15 protein-coding genes and 1 pseudogene are annotated in these 16,343 nt (G+C 58.0%); 7 read left to right on the top strand and 9 right to left on the bottom strand.

Annotation, left to right across the window (positions count from 1 at the left end; genetic code table 11):
- Nucleotides 1-90: 90 nt before the first annotated feature.
- The gene (locus DPQ25_RS14725; RefSeq protein ID WP_177577007.1) at nt 91-231 is read left to right on the top strand and encodes a hypothetical protein; all 141 of its coding nucleotides are present in this window, start codon (nt 91-93) and stop codon (nt 229-231) included.
- Nucleotides 232-379: 148 nt separating this feature from the next.
- Here DPQ25_RS14725 and DPQ25_RS10720 read toward each other — a convergent pair whose 3' ends face one another.
- Nucleotides 380-2,080, bottom strand: a complete 1,701-nt coding sequence (locus DPQ25_RS10720) for a phospho-sugar mutase (protein WP_112333167.1) — start codon at nt 2,078-2,080, stop codon at nt 380-382.
- A gap of 205 nt (nt 2,081-2,285) precedes the next feature.
- A complete protein-coding gene (locus DPQ25_RS10715; protein WP_112333166.1) occupies nt 2,286-2,750 on the bottom strand; it encodes a metallophosphoesterase family protein in 465 nt (154 codons plus the stop codon).
- Nucleotides 2,751-2,860: 110 nt separating this feature from the next.
- Between DPQ25_RS10715 and DPQ25_RS10710 the strand changes: the two genes are divergently transcribed.
- From DPQ25_RS10710 to DPQ25_RS10700, 3 genes are read left to right on the top strand one after another with little or no spacing between them, the layout of a single operon-like run.
- A complete protein-coding gene (locus DPQ25_RS10710) occupies nt 2,861-3,061 on the top strand; it encodes a hypothetical protein (protein WP_112333165.1) in 201 nt (66 codons plus the stop codon).
- A 52-nt stretch (nt 3,062-3,113) separates the two neighbouring features.
- Complete coding sequence (locus DPQ25_RS10705) at nt 3,114-3,653, top strand: hypothetical protein (RefSeq protein ID WP_112333164.1); 540 nt, start codon at nt 3,114-3,116, stop codon at nt 3,651-3,653.
- Nucleotides 3,654-3,665: 12 nt separating this feature from the next.
- Nucleotides 3,666-4,148 (top strand): hypothetical protein, encoded by a 483-nt coding sequence (locus DPQ25_RS10700; protein ID WP_112333163.1) that lies wholly within the window; start codon nt 3,666-3,668, stop codon nt 4,146-4,148.
- A gap of 66 nt (nt 4,149-4,214) precedes the next feature.
- On the opposite strand, the gene DPQ25_RS10695 is transcribed toward DPQ25_RS10700, so the two are convergent.
- Together DPQ25_RS10695 and bilS are read right to left on the bottom strand one after the other, a co-directional pair.
- Nucleotides 4,215-5,096, bottom strand: a complete 882-nt coding sequence (locus tag DPQ25_RS10695) for an HAD family hydrolase (protein ID WP_112333162.1) — start codon at nt 5,094-5,096, stop codon at nt 4,215-4,217.
- A 72-nt stretch (nt 5,097-5,168) separates the two neighbouring features.
- Entirely contained in the window at nt 5,169-5,675 is a 507-nt protein-coding gene (gene bilS, locus DPQ25_RS10690; protein ID WP_177577005.1) for a flavodoxin family protein BilS, read from the bottom strand.
- Nucleotides 5,676-6,059: 384 nt separating this feature from the next.
- Between bilS and DPQ25_RS10685 the strand changes: the two genes are divergently transcribed.
- Nucleotides 6,060-6,770 (top strand): ABC transporter ATP-binding protein, encoded by a 711-nt coding sequence (locus DPQ25_RS10685; protein WP_112333160.1) that lies wholly within the window; start codon nt 6,060-6,062, stop codon nt 6,768-6,770.
- A complete protein-coding gene (locus DPQ25_RS15075; RefSeq protein WP_112333159.1) occupies nt 6,763-8,337 on the top strand; it encodes a hypothetical protein in 1,575 nt (524 codons plus the stop codon). Before DPQ25_RS10685 ends, DPQ25_RS15075 begins: the two co-directional genes overlap by 8 nt.
- 224 nt (nt 8,338-8,561) lie before the next feature.
- Here the strand turns inward: DPQ25_RS15075 and DPQ25_RS10675 are convergent, their stop codons facing one another.
- Nucleotides 8,562-9,440 carry a carbon-nitrogen hydrolase family protein gene (locus DPQ25_RS10675; RefSeq protein WP_112333158.1) on the bottom strand — a complete coding sequence of 293 codons (879 nt, stop codon included), beginning with the start codon at nt 9,438-9,440 and terminating at the stop codon, nt 8,562-8,564.
- Between the two features lie 354 nt (nt 9,441-9,794).
- The gene (locus tag DPQ25_RS10670) at nt 9,795-10,355 is read right to left on the bottom strand and encodes a GrpB family protein (RefSeq protein WP_112333157.1); all 561 of its coding nucleotides are present in this window, start codon (nt 10,353-10,355) and stop codon (nt 9,795-9,797) included.
- Nucleotides 10,356-10,650: 295 nt separating this feature from the next.
- Between DPQ25_RS10670 and DPQ25_RS15070 the strand changes: the two genes are divergently transcribed.
- Nucleotides 10,651-11,505 carry a CAP domain-containing protein gene (locus DPQ25_RS15070; protein ID WP_242978300.1) on the top strand — a complete coding sequence of 285 codons (855 nt, stop codon included), beginning with the start codon at nt 10,651-10,653 and terminating at the stop codon, nt 11,503-11,505.
- A 208-nt stretch (nt 11,506-11,713) separates the two neighbouring features.
- On the opposite strand, the gene DPQ25_RS10660 is transcribed toward DPQ25_RS15070, so the two are convergent.
- The 3 genes and pseudogenes from DPQ25_RS10660 to ychF form a co-directional block, all read right to left on the bottom strand.
- Nucleotides 11,714-13,477, bottom strand: coding sequence for a phosphoenolpyruvate carboxykinase (GTP) (locus DPQ25_RS10660; protein WP_112333179.1), 1,764 nt, complete (start codon nt 13,475-13,477; stop codon nt 11,714-11,716).
- A gap of 187 nt (nt 13,478-13,664) precedes the next feature.
- Nucleotides 13,665-14,677: pseudogene (tsaD, locus tag DPQ25_RS10655) on the bottom strand (tRNA (adenosine(37)-N6)-threonylcarbamoyltransferase complex transferase subunit TsaD).
- Nucleotides 14,678-14,750: 73 nt separating this feature from the next.
- Nucleotides 14,751-15,845: a redox-regulated ATPase YchF gene (gene ychF, locus DPQ25_RS10650; protein WP_112333156.1), complete on the bottom strand. Its 1,095-nt coding sequence runs from the start codon at nt 15,843-15,845 to the stop codon at nt 14,751-14,753.
- Nucleotides 15,846-16,343: the final 498 nt, after the last annotated feature.

The raw sequence follows: 16,343 nt of genomic DNA, 5'->3' as shown, positions 1-16,343 counted from the left end.
TTTCACTGAAATTAGCCGGAAATAAATCATGGGATATAATAAAGCTATGGTAAAACTTTCCAGAGGGGTAAGAAAACGAGGTGAAAGCTTTTGGAAAATAATATTGCCCCTCTTGATAACGACACGATAACCCGTTTGGTGTATGCCCATGACGATGAGCTCACAGAGGCCATCCGGCAAATCCGCGTCCTGATGGACAGAGTCAAGGAGCTGGAAGAAATCAAAAAGTAGTCAAAAGGTAGTCACCGGGCGCCTTCAGGCAAAAAAATAACCGCATAGACCACCGAAAAACGGCTGTCTTATGCGATTATTTCTGGTGAACCATCAGGGGATATAGCCCGCATTATCTTGCTTAACGCTCAAAGCCTAGCTTTGGGCGTTAAGCCTCTACACGCAGCAGGCGGGTTCCGGCATCGCGCAGGCGGGCGATGAGCGCATCGCTCTCGGCGCGGGAATCCGCCCTTGCGGAGAGATAAATTTTGATTTTGGGCTCCGTGCCGGAGGGGCGTACTATGACCTTGCCGCCGTTTTCAAGCCGGTACTCCAGCACGTTGGACCTCGGCAGCGAGAGCGGCTCCTCCGCCCCCTCCTGCACCCGGATCGAGCGCTGGTAATCGCTGTGGCCCACCACCCGGAAGCCTGCAATTTCCTTCGGCGCGGTGCGGCGCAGTCCTTCCATAATGGCAGCCATCTGCTTCATGCCGTCTTCGCCTTCAAACGTGAAATTCTCCAGCGCGTTCTGGTAGTAGCCGTACGTGCGGTACAAGCCCTCCATTGCATCGGCCAGCGTCTTGCCCTGCCGCTTGTAATACCAGGCCATTTCACAAATCAGCATACTGGCATCCACGCCGTCCTTGTCGCGCACATAGCCGCCGGAAAGATAGCCGTAGCTCTCCTCAAAGCCAAGGATAAAGCGGTTTTCCTCTCCCTTTTCCTCCAGCAGCGCAATCTGATCGCCGATATATTTGAAGCCGGTGAGCACGCGGATGCACTCCACCCCATAATGCGCGGCGATGGGGTCCACCATATCCGTGCTGACAATCGTCGTAACCAAAACGGGCTTTTCCGGCAATGTGCCGTGCGCCTGCCTGCGCCCCGCAATAAAATCCAGCAGCAGGATGCCGACCTCGTTGCCGGTCATTAGCCGGAAGCCATCCCCATGGCGCACGGCGATGCCGCACCGGTCACAGTCTGGATCCGTCGCCAGCAGCAGGTCGGGCTGCACCTGTGCGGAGAGCTCAAGGCCCTTTTGAAGCGCCTCGCGGATTTCGGGGTTGGGATAGGGGCAGGTAGTAAAGTTGCCATCCGGCATCTCCTGCTCCGGCACCATAACCACGTCCCGCACACCGATCCGCCGCAAAATCCGGGTCACGCAGACGCGGCCCGTACCGTTGAGCGGCGTATAGACCACCTTCAGGCCGTCGCACGGTTCCGCCAGTACCCGCCGGCTGTAGACCTCATCCAAAAACGAGTCCAGCACCCGCTCGTCAATCATGCAAATCAGCCCATTCTGCTTTCCCGTCTCAAAATCCATATGGCGCACATCCGCAAAGATGTCGAGCGCGTTGATTTCGTTTAAAATATCGTCGGCCATCTCCGCCGTCACCTGGCAGCCATCCGCGCCGTAGGCCTTGTAGCCGTTATACTTGGCTGGATTATGGCTGGCGGTAACGCAGATGCCCGCATCACATTTCAGGCGCCGCACCGCATAGGAGAGCGTCGGCGTCGGTGAAAGCCAGGGGTAAACGTGCGCCGTAACCCCGTTGGCCGCCAGTACGCCCGCGGCCTCACGGGCAAACAGCTCGGACTTATTGCGGCTGTCATAGGCAATGGCAACCGAGGGCTTCTCCCCATGCTTATTCAGATAATTCGCCAGCCCCTGCGTAGCCTTGCGCACCGTGTAAATATTCATCCGGTTGGTGCCCGCCCCAAGGATGCCGCGCAGCCCGCCGGTGCCGAAGGCCAGGTTTTGGTAAAACCGGTCGCTGATTTCCGCCGGTTTTCCCGCAATTGCACGCAATTCCTCCGCCAGGTCCTCATCCTCAAGCGGATAGGCCAGCCATCTCTCATATTCCGTCATCTGTTACCTCCTGTCACAAAACTCTTCCGCCCGGCCTGTTTTCAGCATGCCGGGCGGCAATATTTCCGGTCTGCACCGGTATTTCCCACTTTACCCACTTTATTGTACTACACCGGGCGGTATCTGGCAACGGGAAAGAGCGCGAAAACCGCTTTCCGAACTCCGTCCGATTCGCCGGAGGCATAAAATAAATCCGCCGAAGCTGTCAAAGATGCAGGATATTGGTCACAATCCCCGCCGGGGTCAGGTCAATAATCCCATAGGTCCCCGACGGGCCGGATAAGCTGCCCGGGTTCATCAAATACAGGCCGCCGCGGTACTCCGTCATTGCCTGGTGGGTATGCCCGAACAGCGCTATCTGTGCGCCGCGCTCCTCCGCCGCCGCAACCAGATTGGAAAGGCCGTACTTTACCTCATAAAGATGCCCATGCGTGTAAAAAATATGCCTGCCCTCCAGGCAAAGCTCCCCCACAGCGGGCAGGAGGCTGCCCCAGTCGCAGTTGCCGCGCACCTGGTAAAAGGCCTTGCCGGGCAGGCCCGCGCAAAGCTCCTGCGCCTCCTCCGCGCCGTCCCCCAGGTGTATGAGGACCTCCGCCTTAGGCTGGCGCAGCAGCGCCTCCCGCAGGGCATAACGGTCGCGGTGTGTGTCCGATAGCACTAAAACGCGCATAATATCGATTCCCTCTCTTCCTTTCAATCATCATTTTCATCGCAGCCGCATATTGTAGTAGTGGAAAACCGGAGACCCCCTTACACTACAAATGAAGGGATGCGTTTATTATGCAGATCAGTAAAGATAAAAACGAGCAGCAAAAGCTGCTGAATAGCCTTATGAAGCAGCTGAGCCCCGCCGACGAGGCCAAGCTGCAACAGATTCTCAACGATAAAGACGCTCAGAAAAAAATGCTGAGCACCCCCCAAGCCCAGGAGCTTATGCGCCAGCTGTTCGGCGGCGAGCAAAACAGCAAAAAGGGCGGCTGACCGGCCCGGCGTCCGCAATGCGCCGCATCCGCCGTGTAAAGGAGGGAATGGAATGGACGATCTTGCGGGGAAAATCGGTGAAATCCTCAGCAACCCCGGCGCAATGGAGCAAATCAAAAGCCTTGCCGGCATGCTTGGCTCCCAGGCGCAGGAGGCCGCAGGAGATGCCCCTCCTGCCAGTTCGGCGGCAAACGCTCCGGCAGCCTCCGCCGGGCAGGGGCTGGACCTGAGCGCCCTCAGCTCCATGCTCGGCTCATTGGGCAATGCCGCCCCGGCGCCGCCCGCCGGGCCTACCGGCGGCGGTTCGGGGCTTGGCGCGCTGAGCAGCCTGGGCAGCCTGCTCGGCGGCAGCGGCGCAAATAACAGTGGAATTAATGGCGACCTGCTTAGCATGGCGGTCAAAATGGGGCCTATTCTCGGCGCGCTCCGGCAGGAGGACGACAGCACCCGGCTGCTGCGCGCCCTGCGGCCCATGCTGCGGCCTGCACGGCAGAAAAAGCTTGATGAAGCCCTGAAGCTGCTTCAGCTGCTGCGCGCCCTGCCCCTTTTGAAGCAAAGCGGCATTTTGGGAAGCCTGGGCGGGCTGCTGTAAGGAGGGAAGCCCATGCCGGAAAACGACAATGATATGCAGCGGATGCAGCAGGATGCCATCCGCCGGGTCAGGGAAATGCAATCCCGGGCCCGGAATTTACAGCAGGCCCCGAGCAGCCAGGCGGATCAGCACGGCGGAAACGGCCCGGCCCGCACGGGCGCTGGCAGCGGCAGCCAACCGGACCGTTCCCCGCATCCGCATGTCACTTCCTATGGCATCGGCGGCAGGCCGCAAGCAGGCAGCCAGCAGCACAGCCAGCCGGAGAGCCCCCCGCAAAATGAATCCGCGCCGGAGGCAGCGCAGGAGCCGCCGCAGGCTGAGGAGCCCACCACGGGGGAAAAGGTTGCCTCCGCGCTGGCGGGCGGCAGCCTGACCGACATATTCGATGCACTCTTCAAGGAGGGCGACCGGGCAATTATTCTCATTCTGCTGCTCCTACTCATGGAGGACGGCGACACCAGCCTGGTATTCGCCCTTATGTACCTAATTCTGTAAAGGACAGCTGCCCGATAAACGCGCGCCGGTAAAAAGCCGGCGCTTTTTGTATGCTGGCCCCGGGCATTACGCGTAATCCGCATGCGCTAAAAGCCATTTGGCAACCCCGTCTCGGTCATTGGCGCGGATTACCCCCGTGGCGCGCTCCTTAATCGCCGGGCCGGCATTCTCCACGGCATAGCATTCGTCCGCGGCCTCAAACAGGGGCAGGTCGTTGGCGGCATCCCCAAAGCAAACCAGGCGGCTGCAGTTCAGCAGCTGCTTCAGCCGCAGTGCCGCGCTGGCCTTATTGGCCCCGCGGGGAAGAATTTCCAGCCACTGCGCGCCAGTGTACAGCTCCGGGCTGAAAATACAGGTAAAGCGCTCCCGGAAGCGCTCATAAAGCGGCGCCAGCTTTTCGGCCCGGTCGATGCAGGTGTAATAATAGATCTCTCCTGTCAGGCCGCCGGGATTCTCCCCGCTGCACGGCAGCAGCCCCTCACGCCTGCCGGTAGGCGTCTCACGCGGGTCGCCCCTGCGGGTTTCGAGGAAGGCGCGCAGGCCGGGAAACAGCCCGTCCATGCCGTGGACCGGGTCGGACCAATAATGAAAGCGTTCCCGGCCCTCCCCGTCCGGGCCGGAATAGGTGTAGACAACCGGCAGCACGTCCGCGGCCTGCAAAGCGGTGCTGATCTCCGCAGCCTCGCCGGGGGTAAAGCAGTTCCAGGCCAGCCGCCTGCGGGTTTGCAGGTCCCAGATAAAAACGCCGTTGTGCACAATTACCGGCACACGCAGGCGCAGGCCCGCCGTGACCTTCTCCGCGGTAGCCGCAGACCGGGCTGTGGCATAGGAGAAGCAGACGCCCTTGTGCGCCAACTCGTTGACCGCACGGATGGTAAACGGCGACAGGGTCTCGTCGCCGCGCAGGAGCGTTCCGTCCAAATCGGATAGATAAAGCGTTCGCCGCATAATTTTCCTCCATTCCCGCACATTACGCCGCAGTGTGCGCCGCGGTGTGCGCCGGGCATGGCCCGGAAAGCATCAGACCCCGGCCTTTTCCAGCAGGGCAATGGCATCGTCCGCATTTGGGTGTGCCTGCACCGCGTCAAAATTAGCAAGCAGCAGCTGCGCCTTCCGCTTTGTGGCCGGGTTTTCCAGCATCTCCTCATAGCGAAGCCGGATGACCTCGCTCATGCGCCCGGCGCACATATACCAGCCGGTAACGGTACAATCCTGCGGCAGCTCCGCCCGTACCCGCTCAATAATCTGCGCAAAATAATCCTCGGCCGCGCCGAAGCCGGCGGTCCCAAACAAAAAGACCTTTTTCCCGGCAAGGCCGGGCAGCACCTCCCGCAGCCGCTGGGAACAGGCGCCCTTGTCCGTCCAAAAGCCGAGATACACCCGATCCGCCGCCCCCAGCGCCTCGGTTTCCGCAATAGAGAGCGTCCCTATCCGGCAGCAGGGAACGCCCGGCATCGCCTTGCCGAGCGCTTTTGCCAGGTACTCGGTGTTCCCGGTGGCGCTGTCATACAAAATCATTGCACGCATGGCACACATCCTTTCCTCAGCCACAGCCTCCCATGGCCTTCCCTCTTTTCGGGCTCTACGTGTAGCATTTCTACTTTTTCTTTTATTATAACAAGCAGCGTGCAATCATTCAAGTAGCAGCGAAACAGCCAGCCCGGCGCTCTAATTTGCCGGGCCGCCGGGAAAATTGGATTTTCTCCCCGCTCACCGCGGATTACGGAAGAATTTCCGCCCAGGAAGCGCCTTGACAAAGACGCCGCTTATTTTTTATACTGAAAGCACGCAATGGCCGTAAGCATAAAACCGACGGCCTCTGCCATGAACAGAGGAAGGGGCTCCTGTGGAAAAGCACAAGGCCCTTTTAAGAGCCCTCCGGTTTACAGGCCGGAAGTTAGGAGTAAAAAGATGGAATTAATAGCCCGGGATATTTGCAAGCGCTTCGGTGAAAAGGAGGTGCTGCGCGGGGCCTCCTTCACCTTTGAAAAGGGAAGGATCTACGGCCTGCTCGGACGAAACGGCGCGGGCAAAACCACGCTGTTCAACTGCATGAACGAAGACGTCAAGGCGGACGGCGGCAGCTTTGAAATTGCCGGGGACGACGGCAGACGCAGGCCCATTGGGCCGGAGGACATCGGCTATGTGCTCTCCACCCCGGTGGTGCCGGAATTTTTGACCGGGCGCGAGTTTCTTAAATTTTTTGTAGAGATCAACCAGGCGAAGCTGCGCGACCCCAAGCCGCTGGATGAATACTTTGAGCTTATGAAAATTGCCCCCGAGGACCGGGACAAGCTGCTTAAAGACTACTCCCACGGCATGAAAAACAAGATGCAGATGCTGGTGAACTTCATTGCCAACCCCACCATCCTGCTGCTGGACGAGCCGCTTACCTCCTTCGACGTAGTCGTTGCCGACGAGATGAAGCAGCTGCTGCGCCACATCAAGAACGACCACATCATTATTTTTTCCACACACATCATGGAGCTGGCGCTGGACCTGTGCGACGACATTGTCATTTTGAACGACGGCATACTGGAGGAGATCGAAAAGGAGAACCTGGACAACACCGCCTTTAAGGACAAAATTATCGCCGCGCTGAGGGGGGACGACGATGCTTAACGCCTTTGCGACTTCCTTCCGGCTAAAAAACACCTATAAAACCAACAGCATCCTCTATTCCCTCAAGTCCTTGCCGCTGGTAAAACGGCTGCTGCCGGATGCGCTTTATGCCAGCGCGGGGCTGAAGGCGTTTGCCAATATCGTCAGCATCCTCATCGAGGTGGGGTCGGTATTTGTGGGCAAGCTGCTGTACGTGTCGCTGATGGTCTTTACGGCGGCCCAGCTTCTCAAAGGCCCGGCAGCGGACAGCTTTGTCCATATCTTCTTCTTTCTTACCATTATTGGCGGGCTGCTGAACACGCAGATTTTCAACCCCACCAAGGATAAATATTACGCCATCTTCCTTATGCGCATGGACGCGCGCCAGTACACGCTCTCGAATTACCTCTATTTTCTGCTGAAGATGGCTGTAGGCCTGCTGCCGTTCACCCTGCTTTTCGGTGTGTTGGCGGGCGTTTCACCCGGCCTGTGCCTGCTAATGCCCTTTTTTGTATGCGCCTTCAAGCTGGTTGTAACCGCCATATCCCTATGGGGCTGCCGGGACGGTAAAAAGGCGCGCAATGAAAACCTGCCCGCGCCGGTGATCTGGGCGGGCGTGCTGGCGGCGCTGGTGCTGGCCTATGCTCTGCCCGCACTTGGGCTTGCCATGAGCCCGCCGCTGTTCCTGGCGCTGGCTGTGCTGACGGTCATTGGCGGCGGCCTCTCGCTGGCCTATGTGCTGCGTTTCGGGGAGTTCCGCGCCATTTACCGCACACTGCTCGACCCCGGCAGCTTTGTGATGAACCCGGCGGACAAAAACCAGGCCGTCCTTGCGGCTTACCGCAAAAAAATTGATGCCGATATGACGCAAACCAGCAGCAAAACCGGCTACCAATACCTGAACGAGCTCTTTATGAAGCGCCACTCCAAGCTGCTGACCAAATCCGCGAAAAAGATTACCCTGGTACTGCTGGCTATTCTCATTATGCTGATCATCGCCTGCCTGTCCATACCAGAGGCCAAAACCACTGTCAACGAGCTGATGCTGGCCTTTTTGCCTTATTTTCTGTTTGTCATGTACCTGGTCAACCGCGGGCGCGTCATCACTCAAGCAATGTTCACCAACTGTGACCACAGCATGCTTACCTATCGCTTTTACCGGCAGCCCAAGGCCATCCTCACGCTGTTCGCCGCACGGCTGAAATACATCATCGCCATTAACCTCATGCCCGCGTCCGTCATTGCGCTGGGGCTGCCGCTGCTGCTTTTCCTCTCCGGCGGCACATCGGAGCCGCTCAACTATGTGCTGCTCTTCGTCTCCATCATCGCCATGTCGGTATTTTTCTCCGTCCATACACTGGTGCTCTATTACCTGCTTCAGCCTTATAACATCCAGATGGAAACCAAAAACGCGGCCTATGGCATCCTCAATGGCCTGACTTATTTTGTCTGCTACTTTGCCATGGGCAAGGAGCTGCCCACGCTGGCCTTTGGCCTGGGCGTGTCGGCCTTCTGCATTGTCTATGTCGCCGCCGCACTGCTTCTAGTCTACCGCTTCGCGCCCAAAACCTTCAGGCTGCGCCCATGAGCGCGGCCCCGCCGCAGAAGGGGAAGGGAATAGGGCACCGCAAAACACGTTGCAAAACACGTTGTAAAACGCGTTAAAGCAATTCCCGGCGCCGGCTTAAAGGCCGGCGCCGGGAACTTATTTTTGCGCCGCTTTTTGTGCTGCGGCGGCGGATCGTCCGGCTCCGCCGGAAATCGCCTTTGCCTTTTATTTACAGCAGCAGAACGCCGGGAGGGACGGGGAAGTTACCCCCTGTAGTCCGCGCGGACAAAGGGAGCCTTTCGCTCCTCCGCAACCAACAGCTTATATTTCCCGGGGTGTCGGTAAGCGTTGCCATGGACCTCGTTCTCCCGGTACGCCCTGAGCTCTGCCAACGGGAATGACGCCAGGTAAATCCCCTCTGCCTCTCCGGCATCCAGCAGCAGCATGTCCCGCTCACCGCCTTCGCCGTCCCGGTAGGCGATGCCGTCAAACGCCGACGAGTGCCCGTTGCAGTCTGGCTGGCCGTAGGCATAGTTGGCAGTGGCAACCCCTGCCATATTTTCATACGCGCGGGCGCGCAGCTGCGCCAGGCGGTTGATCTGCATGGGGCAGGCGTTGGGAACCAGGATAACCTCCGCCCCTTGCAGCATCAAAATCCGCGCGCTCTCAGGAAATTCACGGTCATAGCAAATCATCGCGCCAATCCGTACACTGCCGCGCCCTGTGTCCAGGTCCGCGCTGTAGAAATCCTCCCCGGGCGTTAGGTTGCGCTCTACATCAAAATCGCAGGTATGCACCTTGGCGTATGTCAGCACACAGTCCCCCATACGGTCAAAAACACAGAGGGTGTTCCGGGGCGCAGGATTGAACCGCTCTAAAAAGGTGATGCCAATCGCCATTTCCAATTCCTTTGCCAGATTTGCAAAGGCCCGGACAAACGCGCCGTCCCGGGGGACGGCATCCGCCTCAAGCTGTGCGGGGTCCGCGGTTACCCGGTACCCGTTATTCCACATTTCCGGGAACAGCGCCAGGTCCGCCCCCATCGCCTTCGCCTGCCGACAATAATTCAGCCCCTTTTCCAGGTTCCCCGCCTGGTCCGGCGTGGAGCACAGCTGTAATAGGGCAACCTTAAACTTTTCCATCCATTTCTCTCCTTTCACAGGCCTTTGCAAAAGCCAACTACCCGCAAAACCGTGCGAGCTCCTCTTTAGGGATACCCCGGCGGTTTTCCGCATCGGCGCGGGCCGCGCCCGCAGCGTCTCCGCCAAAAGTTCACCCCCATTATAACCCGGGTTCCGCCCGGTTTTCATACGCCCTTGTTCGATAACGGGGGCCTTAAACGGCCCGGCAGCGCGCCGGAGCGCCGAAGCAGACCGCCTTCAAGCCAGCATGCCCGCGTGGTATATTGCCTTTCGGCCGCCGGGGCCGGGCTACTCCGCGGCATCTAGGCCAAGTGTATTGAACCCTTCTGCCGCTCCATTTCTTTAGCATCTAAATCAATACCGGGCGCCATATTTCAACTTTGCCCTTTCGGTGTACTTTTGAATAAAATCTGTTTTAGCCTTTGTGTAACCGTCTCTGTTAAATCTATATTCTTGTGATAATTTCAATTTCATTTTCTCGTACTCGCCAGCAATGTTGGCATGCTCCATGAGATAATCCCTAAAATATAATTCATCATTATCTCCAACATATCTTAGGTGCAGATGAAATACCCTGTCGGCAAATCCTTTTTCTGTATATCCCTTGTTAAAAGAAATTCTCTCAGAAGCTTCGGACATACAAATATAACCGCTTTTCACAATCAATTCTTTATCGTGCAATAACGGATATTCCGTTGAAATTTCCACAAGAATATCAATAATTGGCTTTGCACAAATAGAGTGAATCGCCGTACTTCCTATATGACTGATTCTCTCTATATTCGGAACCCTGTCCTTCAAAAATTTTTCTTCCTCCGCATACCATTTTTCCCAGCAGGGCTGATGCTCTGTTAAATAAATAGGAAATAGCTTCCATAAATCTTCTAAGCTCATTTCAGATAACTTCTCCGTCATTTTCATCCCCCCTAGATTCCAATTTTTCTCTGCTTGCATTATATCATGTTCCGTTAAGCATTGTCATTTCTATTTTTAAAAAACTGCCGGTTCGCCTATGATTTGTAAGGGGCGCTGAAGCCTTGCTTGCGCAACAGCCGCTTGACAAGCCGTCAATATCCGGCAATTGCGGGCCGCAAAGAAGCCGCATATACCGGGCCAAACCGGGGAAAATACAACCGAAGCCCGCGGCGCGGTAAAGCCGCCCACGGGTACGGAATATAAAAATCAACACCCATACCTTTTGGAGGAAAATATGGTCAAAAAAATAATGGCATTTGTCGTTGCGGGCGCCGCGGTTCTGGCCGCGGTCATTCTCCCGCTCGACATCGCCCGCAGCCGGCCGGAGCTGCTGGGGGAGTCGGAAGCCGGGGCGGACAGCCGGACATCCGCGGCCCTCTCGCCCGGCCCGGATTCCAGCGACGGCGAGCCTGCGCTTCCAAGCGAGACATCCGGGCTGGCGGAAATCATCAGCTTGGTTCCGGAGGGCGATTCAACTGAATCAAGCAGCCGGGAAAAAAGCGGCAGCCAGACGCCCTCGCGCGCCGCCTCTACCACGCCGCCCGCCGCCTCCCAGTCAGGCAGCCCGCAGCGTCCCAGTTTCCAGGGGCCGCAAACGCAGCAACCGTCATTATCCTCGTCGCAAGCGATGAGCTCCGGCGCGGGAAGCCCCACGGCCTCCCTGCCCAGTCCCTCGCGGCCCGCAGCGAACAGCAGCCCAAACGGTACCGGAACACTTTCATACCCGGAGCAGGTGGTGCGGCTTGTCAATAAGGAGCGGGAAAAAGCCGGGCTTCAGCCGCTCGCCATCAGCCAGCCGGCTGAAGCCGCAGCGCTGGTGCGGGCCAAGGAGACCGAGCAGTCCTTCTCGCACACCCGGCCCGACGGCCGCCAATTCTCCACCGCGCTATTGGAACAGGGGGCCCGCTTTCGCACCGCCGGAGAAAACATCGCCTGGGGGCAGCGGACGCCGGAGCAGGTGATGCAGGGGTGGATGAACAGCTCCGGGCACCGCGCCAACATTCTCAATGCAAGCTATACCGCCATTGGTGTGGGCTATTACCGCAATGCGGCGGGGACCAATTACTGGACGCAGCTGTTCACCGGCTGAAGCAGCGCCCCTGCCCTTCCTGTGTGGAACCGTACAGCGCGCGGCACAGATTCTGTTCCTACCGCCCGGAACGGATTGGAAGGCTTTATCATAACGCCGCTTGCCTTCAAACCGCCGGGGCGGTTCTCCCCGGCTGAAAGCGGCAAAAAACAGAGGCCCGGTCTTTGAACCAAGCCTCTGTTTTGTTATTATTGCGGGTATTCCCCGATTATTTCAGGTTTGCCTTCAGGGTGTCGAGCTCCTTGCGCAGCTCGGCAGGCAGCTTGCCGCCAAACTTGGTGTAGAACTCCTCGATGCCCTCGGCCTCTGTGGCCCACTGGTCCTTGTTGACAGCCAGGATGGACTTTAGCGTGTCGATGCTGAAGTCCAGGCCCTCCAGGTTGATGTCCTCAGCCTTCGGCACATAACCGATTGCGGTCTCCTCAGCGCCGACCTTGCCCTCGCAGCGGTCGATGATCCACTCCAGAACGCGCAGGTTGTCGCCGAAGCCGGGCCAAATGAAGTTGCCGTCCTCGTCGAGGCGGAACCAGTTGACGTTGAAGATCTTCGGGGCCTTGTCGCCGAGCTTCTCGCCCATCTCAATCCAGTGCTTGAAGTAATCGCCCATATGGTAGCCGCAGAAGGGCAGCATGGCCATCGGGTCGCGGCGGACGACGCCCACGGCGCCGGTTGCGGCTGCGGTAGTCTCAGAAGCCATAATGGAGCCTACGAACACACCGTTGTTCCAGTCGCGGGACTGGTAAACCAGCGGGGTGGTCTGAGCACGGCGGCCGCCGAAGATGATGGCGGAAATCGGCACGCCGGCGCCGTCGTCGAATTTCGGGCTGATGCAGGGGCAGTTTTTAGCAGGCGCGGTAAAGCGGCTGTTCGGATGCGCGCCCTTTACATCGCTGGTCTTGCCGTTCCAGGGATTGCCCTTCCAGTCCACGGCATTCTCCGGCGGATTTTTGTCGAGGCCCTCCCACCAAACGGTGTTGTCATCCAGGTTATGCGCAACGTTGGTAAAGATGGTGCCCGCCTTGGTGGTATGCAGGGCGTTGGGGTTGGACTTCTCGTTGGTGCCGGGCGCAACGCCGAAGAAGCCGTTCTCGGGGTTGATGGCCCACAGGCGGCCGTCCGGGCCGATGCGCATCCAGGCAATATCGTCGCCCACTGTCCAGACCTTGTACCCGTTCTTGCGGTACCCCTCCGGCGGAATCAGCATCGCCAGGTTGGTCTTGCCGCAGGCGGACGGGAAAGCAGCCGTAACATACTTAATCTCGCCCTTCGGGTTTTCAATGCCCAGGATGAGCATATGCTCGGCCATCCAGCCCTCATTCTTGCCCAGGAAGGAGGCAATGCGCAGCGCAAAGCACTTCTTGCCCAGCAGAACATTTCCGCCGTAGCCGGAGTTGACGGAAATGATGGTGTTGTCCTCGGGGAAATGGCAGATATAGCGCTTTTCCTCGTCGATGTCGCACTTGCAGTGCAGGCCGCGGACCCAATCCTCGCTGTCGCCGAGCACCTCCCAGACCTTGTTGCCCACACGGGTCATAATGGCCATGTTCAGTACGACATAGATGGAGTCGGTCAGCTCAACGCCGATTTTAGCGAACGGAGAGCCGATAGGGCCCATGGAGTAGGGGATGACGTACATGGTGCGGCCCTTGTAGCTGCCGCGGGCAATGTCATAGAGCATCTTATAGGCGCTCTGGGGCTCCATCCAATGGTTGGTGGGGCCTGCATCCTCTTCCTTGCGCGCACAGATAAAGGTACGGCCCTCCACGCGGGCAACGTCGTTGACGGCGGTGCGGTGCAGGTAGCAGCCGGGCAGCTTCTCTTCGTTGAGCTTAATCATTTCGCCGGTGCTGCAGGCCTCTTTGCGCAGGGCCTCCAGTTGTTCCTCGGAGCCGTCAATCCAGACGACCTGGTCCGGGGTAACAAGCGCTTTCATGTCTTCAAGCCACTTTAAAACAGATGGATTCTTAGTCATATCAATCTCCTTCCGGCCATATTCGGCCAAACTGAATTTTAAACCCCTTAAACTTTGCGATTTTTAGTTTATTATAATCTATTGTCAAAAAATAATCAATTAAATAATTATGAATAAGGGGATAAACTTTTCCATTATTTTCTGTTGCTTTTCGTATTTTATGCGGGGGCGCGGGGGCTTAATTTTATCAGAAGCCGGCTTCAATACTCATCGTCGGGCGGGCGTTGAGCGCCATGCCGGCGAAGTGGCCCGCCTGCTGCTCAAAATAGGCCTGGGCCCCCACCATGGCGGCGTTGTCCCCACACAGGGAAAGCTGCGGCATAAAGAGCTGCCAGCCGTTCTGGCGGCACAGCTCCTGCATGCGGCGGCGCAGCAGGGTATTTGCCGACACGCCGCCGGCCAGCACCAATTTACGCGCGCCGGTTGCCTCTGCGGCATGAACGAAGTTGCGCGTCAGGCAGTCCACCACCGCCTGCCGGTAGGAGGCCGCCAGGTCCGGGATGCTGACCTGCACGCCTTTTTGCGCGGCGTTGTGCAGCAGGTTGATGACGGCGGTTTTCAGCCCGGAGAAGCTGAAATCGTACGGCGAACCGTCCACTGTGGGCTTGGGCAGGCGGAAGGCCCCCGGGTCGCCCCCCTCCGCCACGCGGTCCAGCTCGATGCCGCCCGGGTAGGCATCCCCATGGCGCGCGCCGCCTTGTCAAACGCCTCGCCCGCCGCATCGTCCCGGGTACGGCCCAGCACGTGGATCCGGGTGTAACCGTCCACACGGATAATATGGCTGTGCCCGCCGGAAACCACCAAGCACAGGAAGGGCGGTTCCAGCCCCGGGCTGGCAATATAGTTGGCCGCGATATGCGCGCGCAGGTGATGCACCGGAATCAAGGGCTTGCGCGCCGCCAAAGCCAAGCCCTTGGCAAAATTGACGCCCACCAGCAGCGCGCCGACCAGGCCCGGCGCCGCCGTGACGGCGATGCCGTCCACCTCCCCGAGCGCCAGGCCCGCCTCCTGAAGCGCCTGCTCCGTCACCGGGACCACCGCCTCACAGTGGCGGCGGGAGGCGATCTCCGGCACAACCCCGCCGTAGAGCCGGTGCTCGGCTACCTGGGAGGCCACCACGGAGGAGAGCACGCGGCGGCCGTCCTCCACCACGGCGGCGGCTGTCTCGTCGCAAGAGCTTTCAAGCGCCAAAATTCGCATGGAAATATCATTCCCCTCTTTGTTCAAATTAAAACGGCTTTCCCCGCGGGCCGCGGCACATGGCTATTATTTATCATACGTTAAAGCGGAAGAGCACCACGTCGCCGTCCTGCATGACGTATTCCTTTCCCTCGCTGCGCACCAGCCCTTTTTCCTTGGCTGCCGCCATGGAGCCGCAGGCGATGAGGTCGTCATAGGCGATGACCTCCGCGCGGATAAAGCCGCGTTCAAAATCGGTATGAATCTTCCCCGCCGCCTGCGGCGCCTTGGTCCCCCTTGTAATGGTCCAAGCGCGCACCTCGGGCTGGCCCGCCGTCAGATATGAAATAAGGCCCAGCAGGCTGTAGCAGGCGCTGATGAGACGGTCAAGCCCGGATTCGCTCAGGCCCATATCGCTGAGGAACAGCTGCTTTTCCTCATAATCCATCCCCGCAATTTCCGCCTCAACCTCCGCGCAGATGGGCAGCACGGCGGCATGCTCGCCCTCCGCGATTTTTTTAACCGCCTGGTAATATTCGTTGCCGTCCAGCCCGCCGCTGAAGTCCGAATCGCTCATGTTGGCGGCATAGATGACCGGCTTATTGGTCAGCAGGGATACGCTCGCCAGCAGGGCCGCCTCCTCCCCGGTGCACTCCATGCTGCGGGCGGGCCTGCCGGCATCCAGGGCCTCGTGCACACGGGTGAAGAAATCCACCTCGTCCTGAAATTTCTTGTCGGCCTTTACCATTTTGCGGGCCTTGTCGATGCGGCGGTCGAGCACCTCTATATCGGAGAGGATCAGCTCCAGGTTGATGGTCTCAATATCGCGGGCCGGGTCGATGCCGCCCTCTACATGCACAATGTCGTCGTTGACAAAGCAGCGCACCACATGCACAATGGCGTCTACCTCACGGATATTCGCCAGGAATTTATTGCCCAGCCCTTCGCCCTTGGAGGCCCCGCGCACCAGGCCCGCAATATCCACAAACTCAATGGTGGCGGGGGTGTACTTCTCCGGGTGGTACATTTCCGCCAGCTTATCCAGGCGCTTGTCCGGCACGGCGACGACGCCGACATTGGGCTCAATGGTGCAGAACGGATAATTTGCGGACTGCGCCCCCGCGTTGGTGATGGCGTTGAACAGGGTGCTCTTGCCCACGTTCGGCAGGCCCACGATTCCTAATTTCATATATGCTCACTTCTCCTTATTTTAACGGGCTTTCTCAAATCTAAATATTTTTTGTCCTTCCCTTCAGACAGGCCTTTTCCGCATTTCCGGCCCTTCGGGTCTTTTCTCCTATACCGGAAAGCCCCTGTCGAAAAAGGGGGAAAAGAGCTTTGTACAACGGTATATTATACCATGCCGGCCCTTTTCCCTCAACTGTTTTAAGCCAAAATCTCGTGTATCATCTTAAATTTTATCCTTGTCCAAATTTAACTGTGATTTCAACTCGCCTTAAAGTTTGATTGGGATCCCCCTTTTCAATCTGTTCGGGCGTCATTTTCCGCTTTTTTCCGAGCCCTGTAACCGCCTCAAAAAGAGGAGCTTTTATATTTTATTTATAATAATAATGTTTACATCGTAAAAAAATTAGTATAAAATGAGAGCAGAAAATAGACTGGAAAAGGCGAATCTGATGAGCCATTGCGCAAGCAAGATTGATCTTGTTCCCCGGTAGGGTAAAAA

This window comes from Hydrogeniiclostridium mannosilyticum, assembly GCF_003268275.1.
Lineage (GTDB): Bacteria > Bacillota > Clostridia > Oscillospirales > Acutalibacteraceae > Hydrogeniiclostridium > Hydrogeniiclostridium mannosilyticum.
The sequence above is the reverse complement of the archived record's forward strand: the minus strand, read 5'-3'. Positions and strand labels throughout refer to the sequence as shown.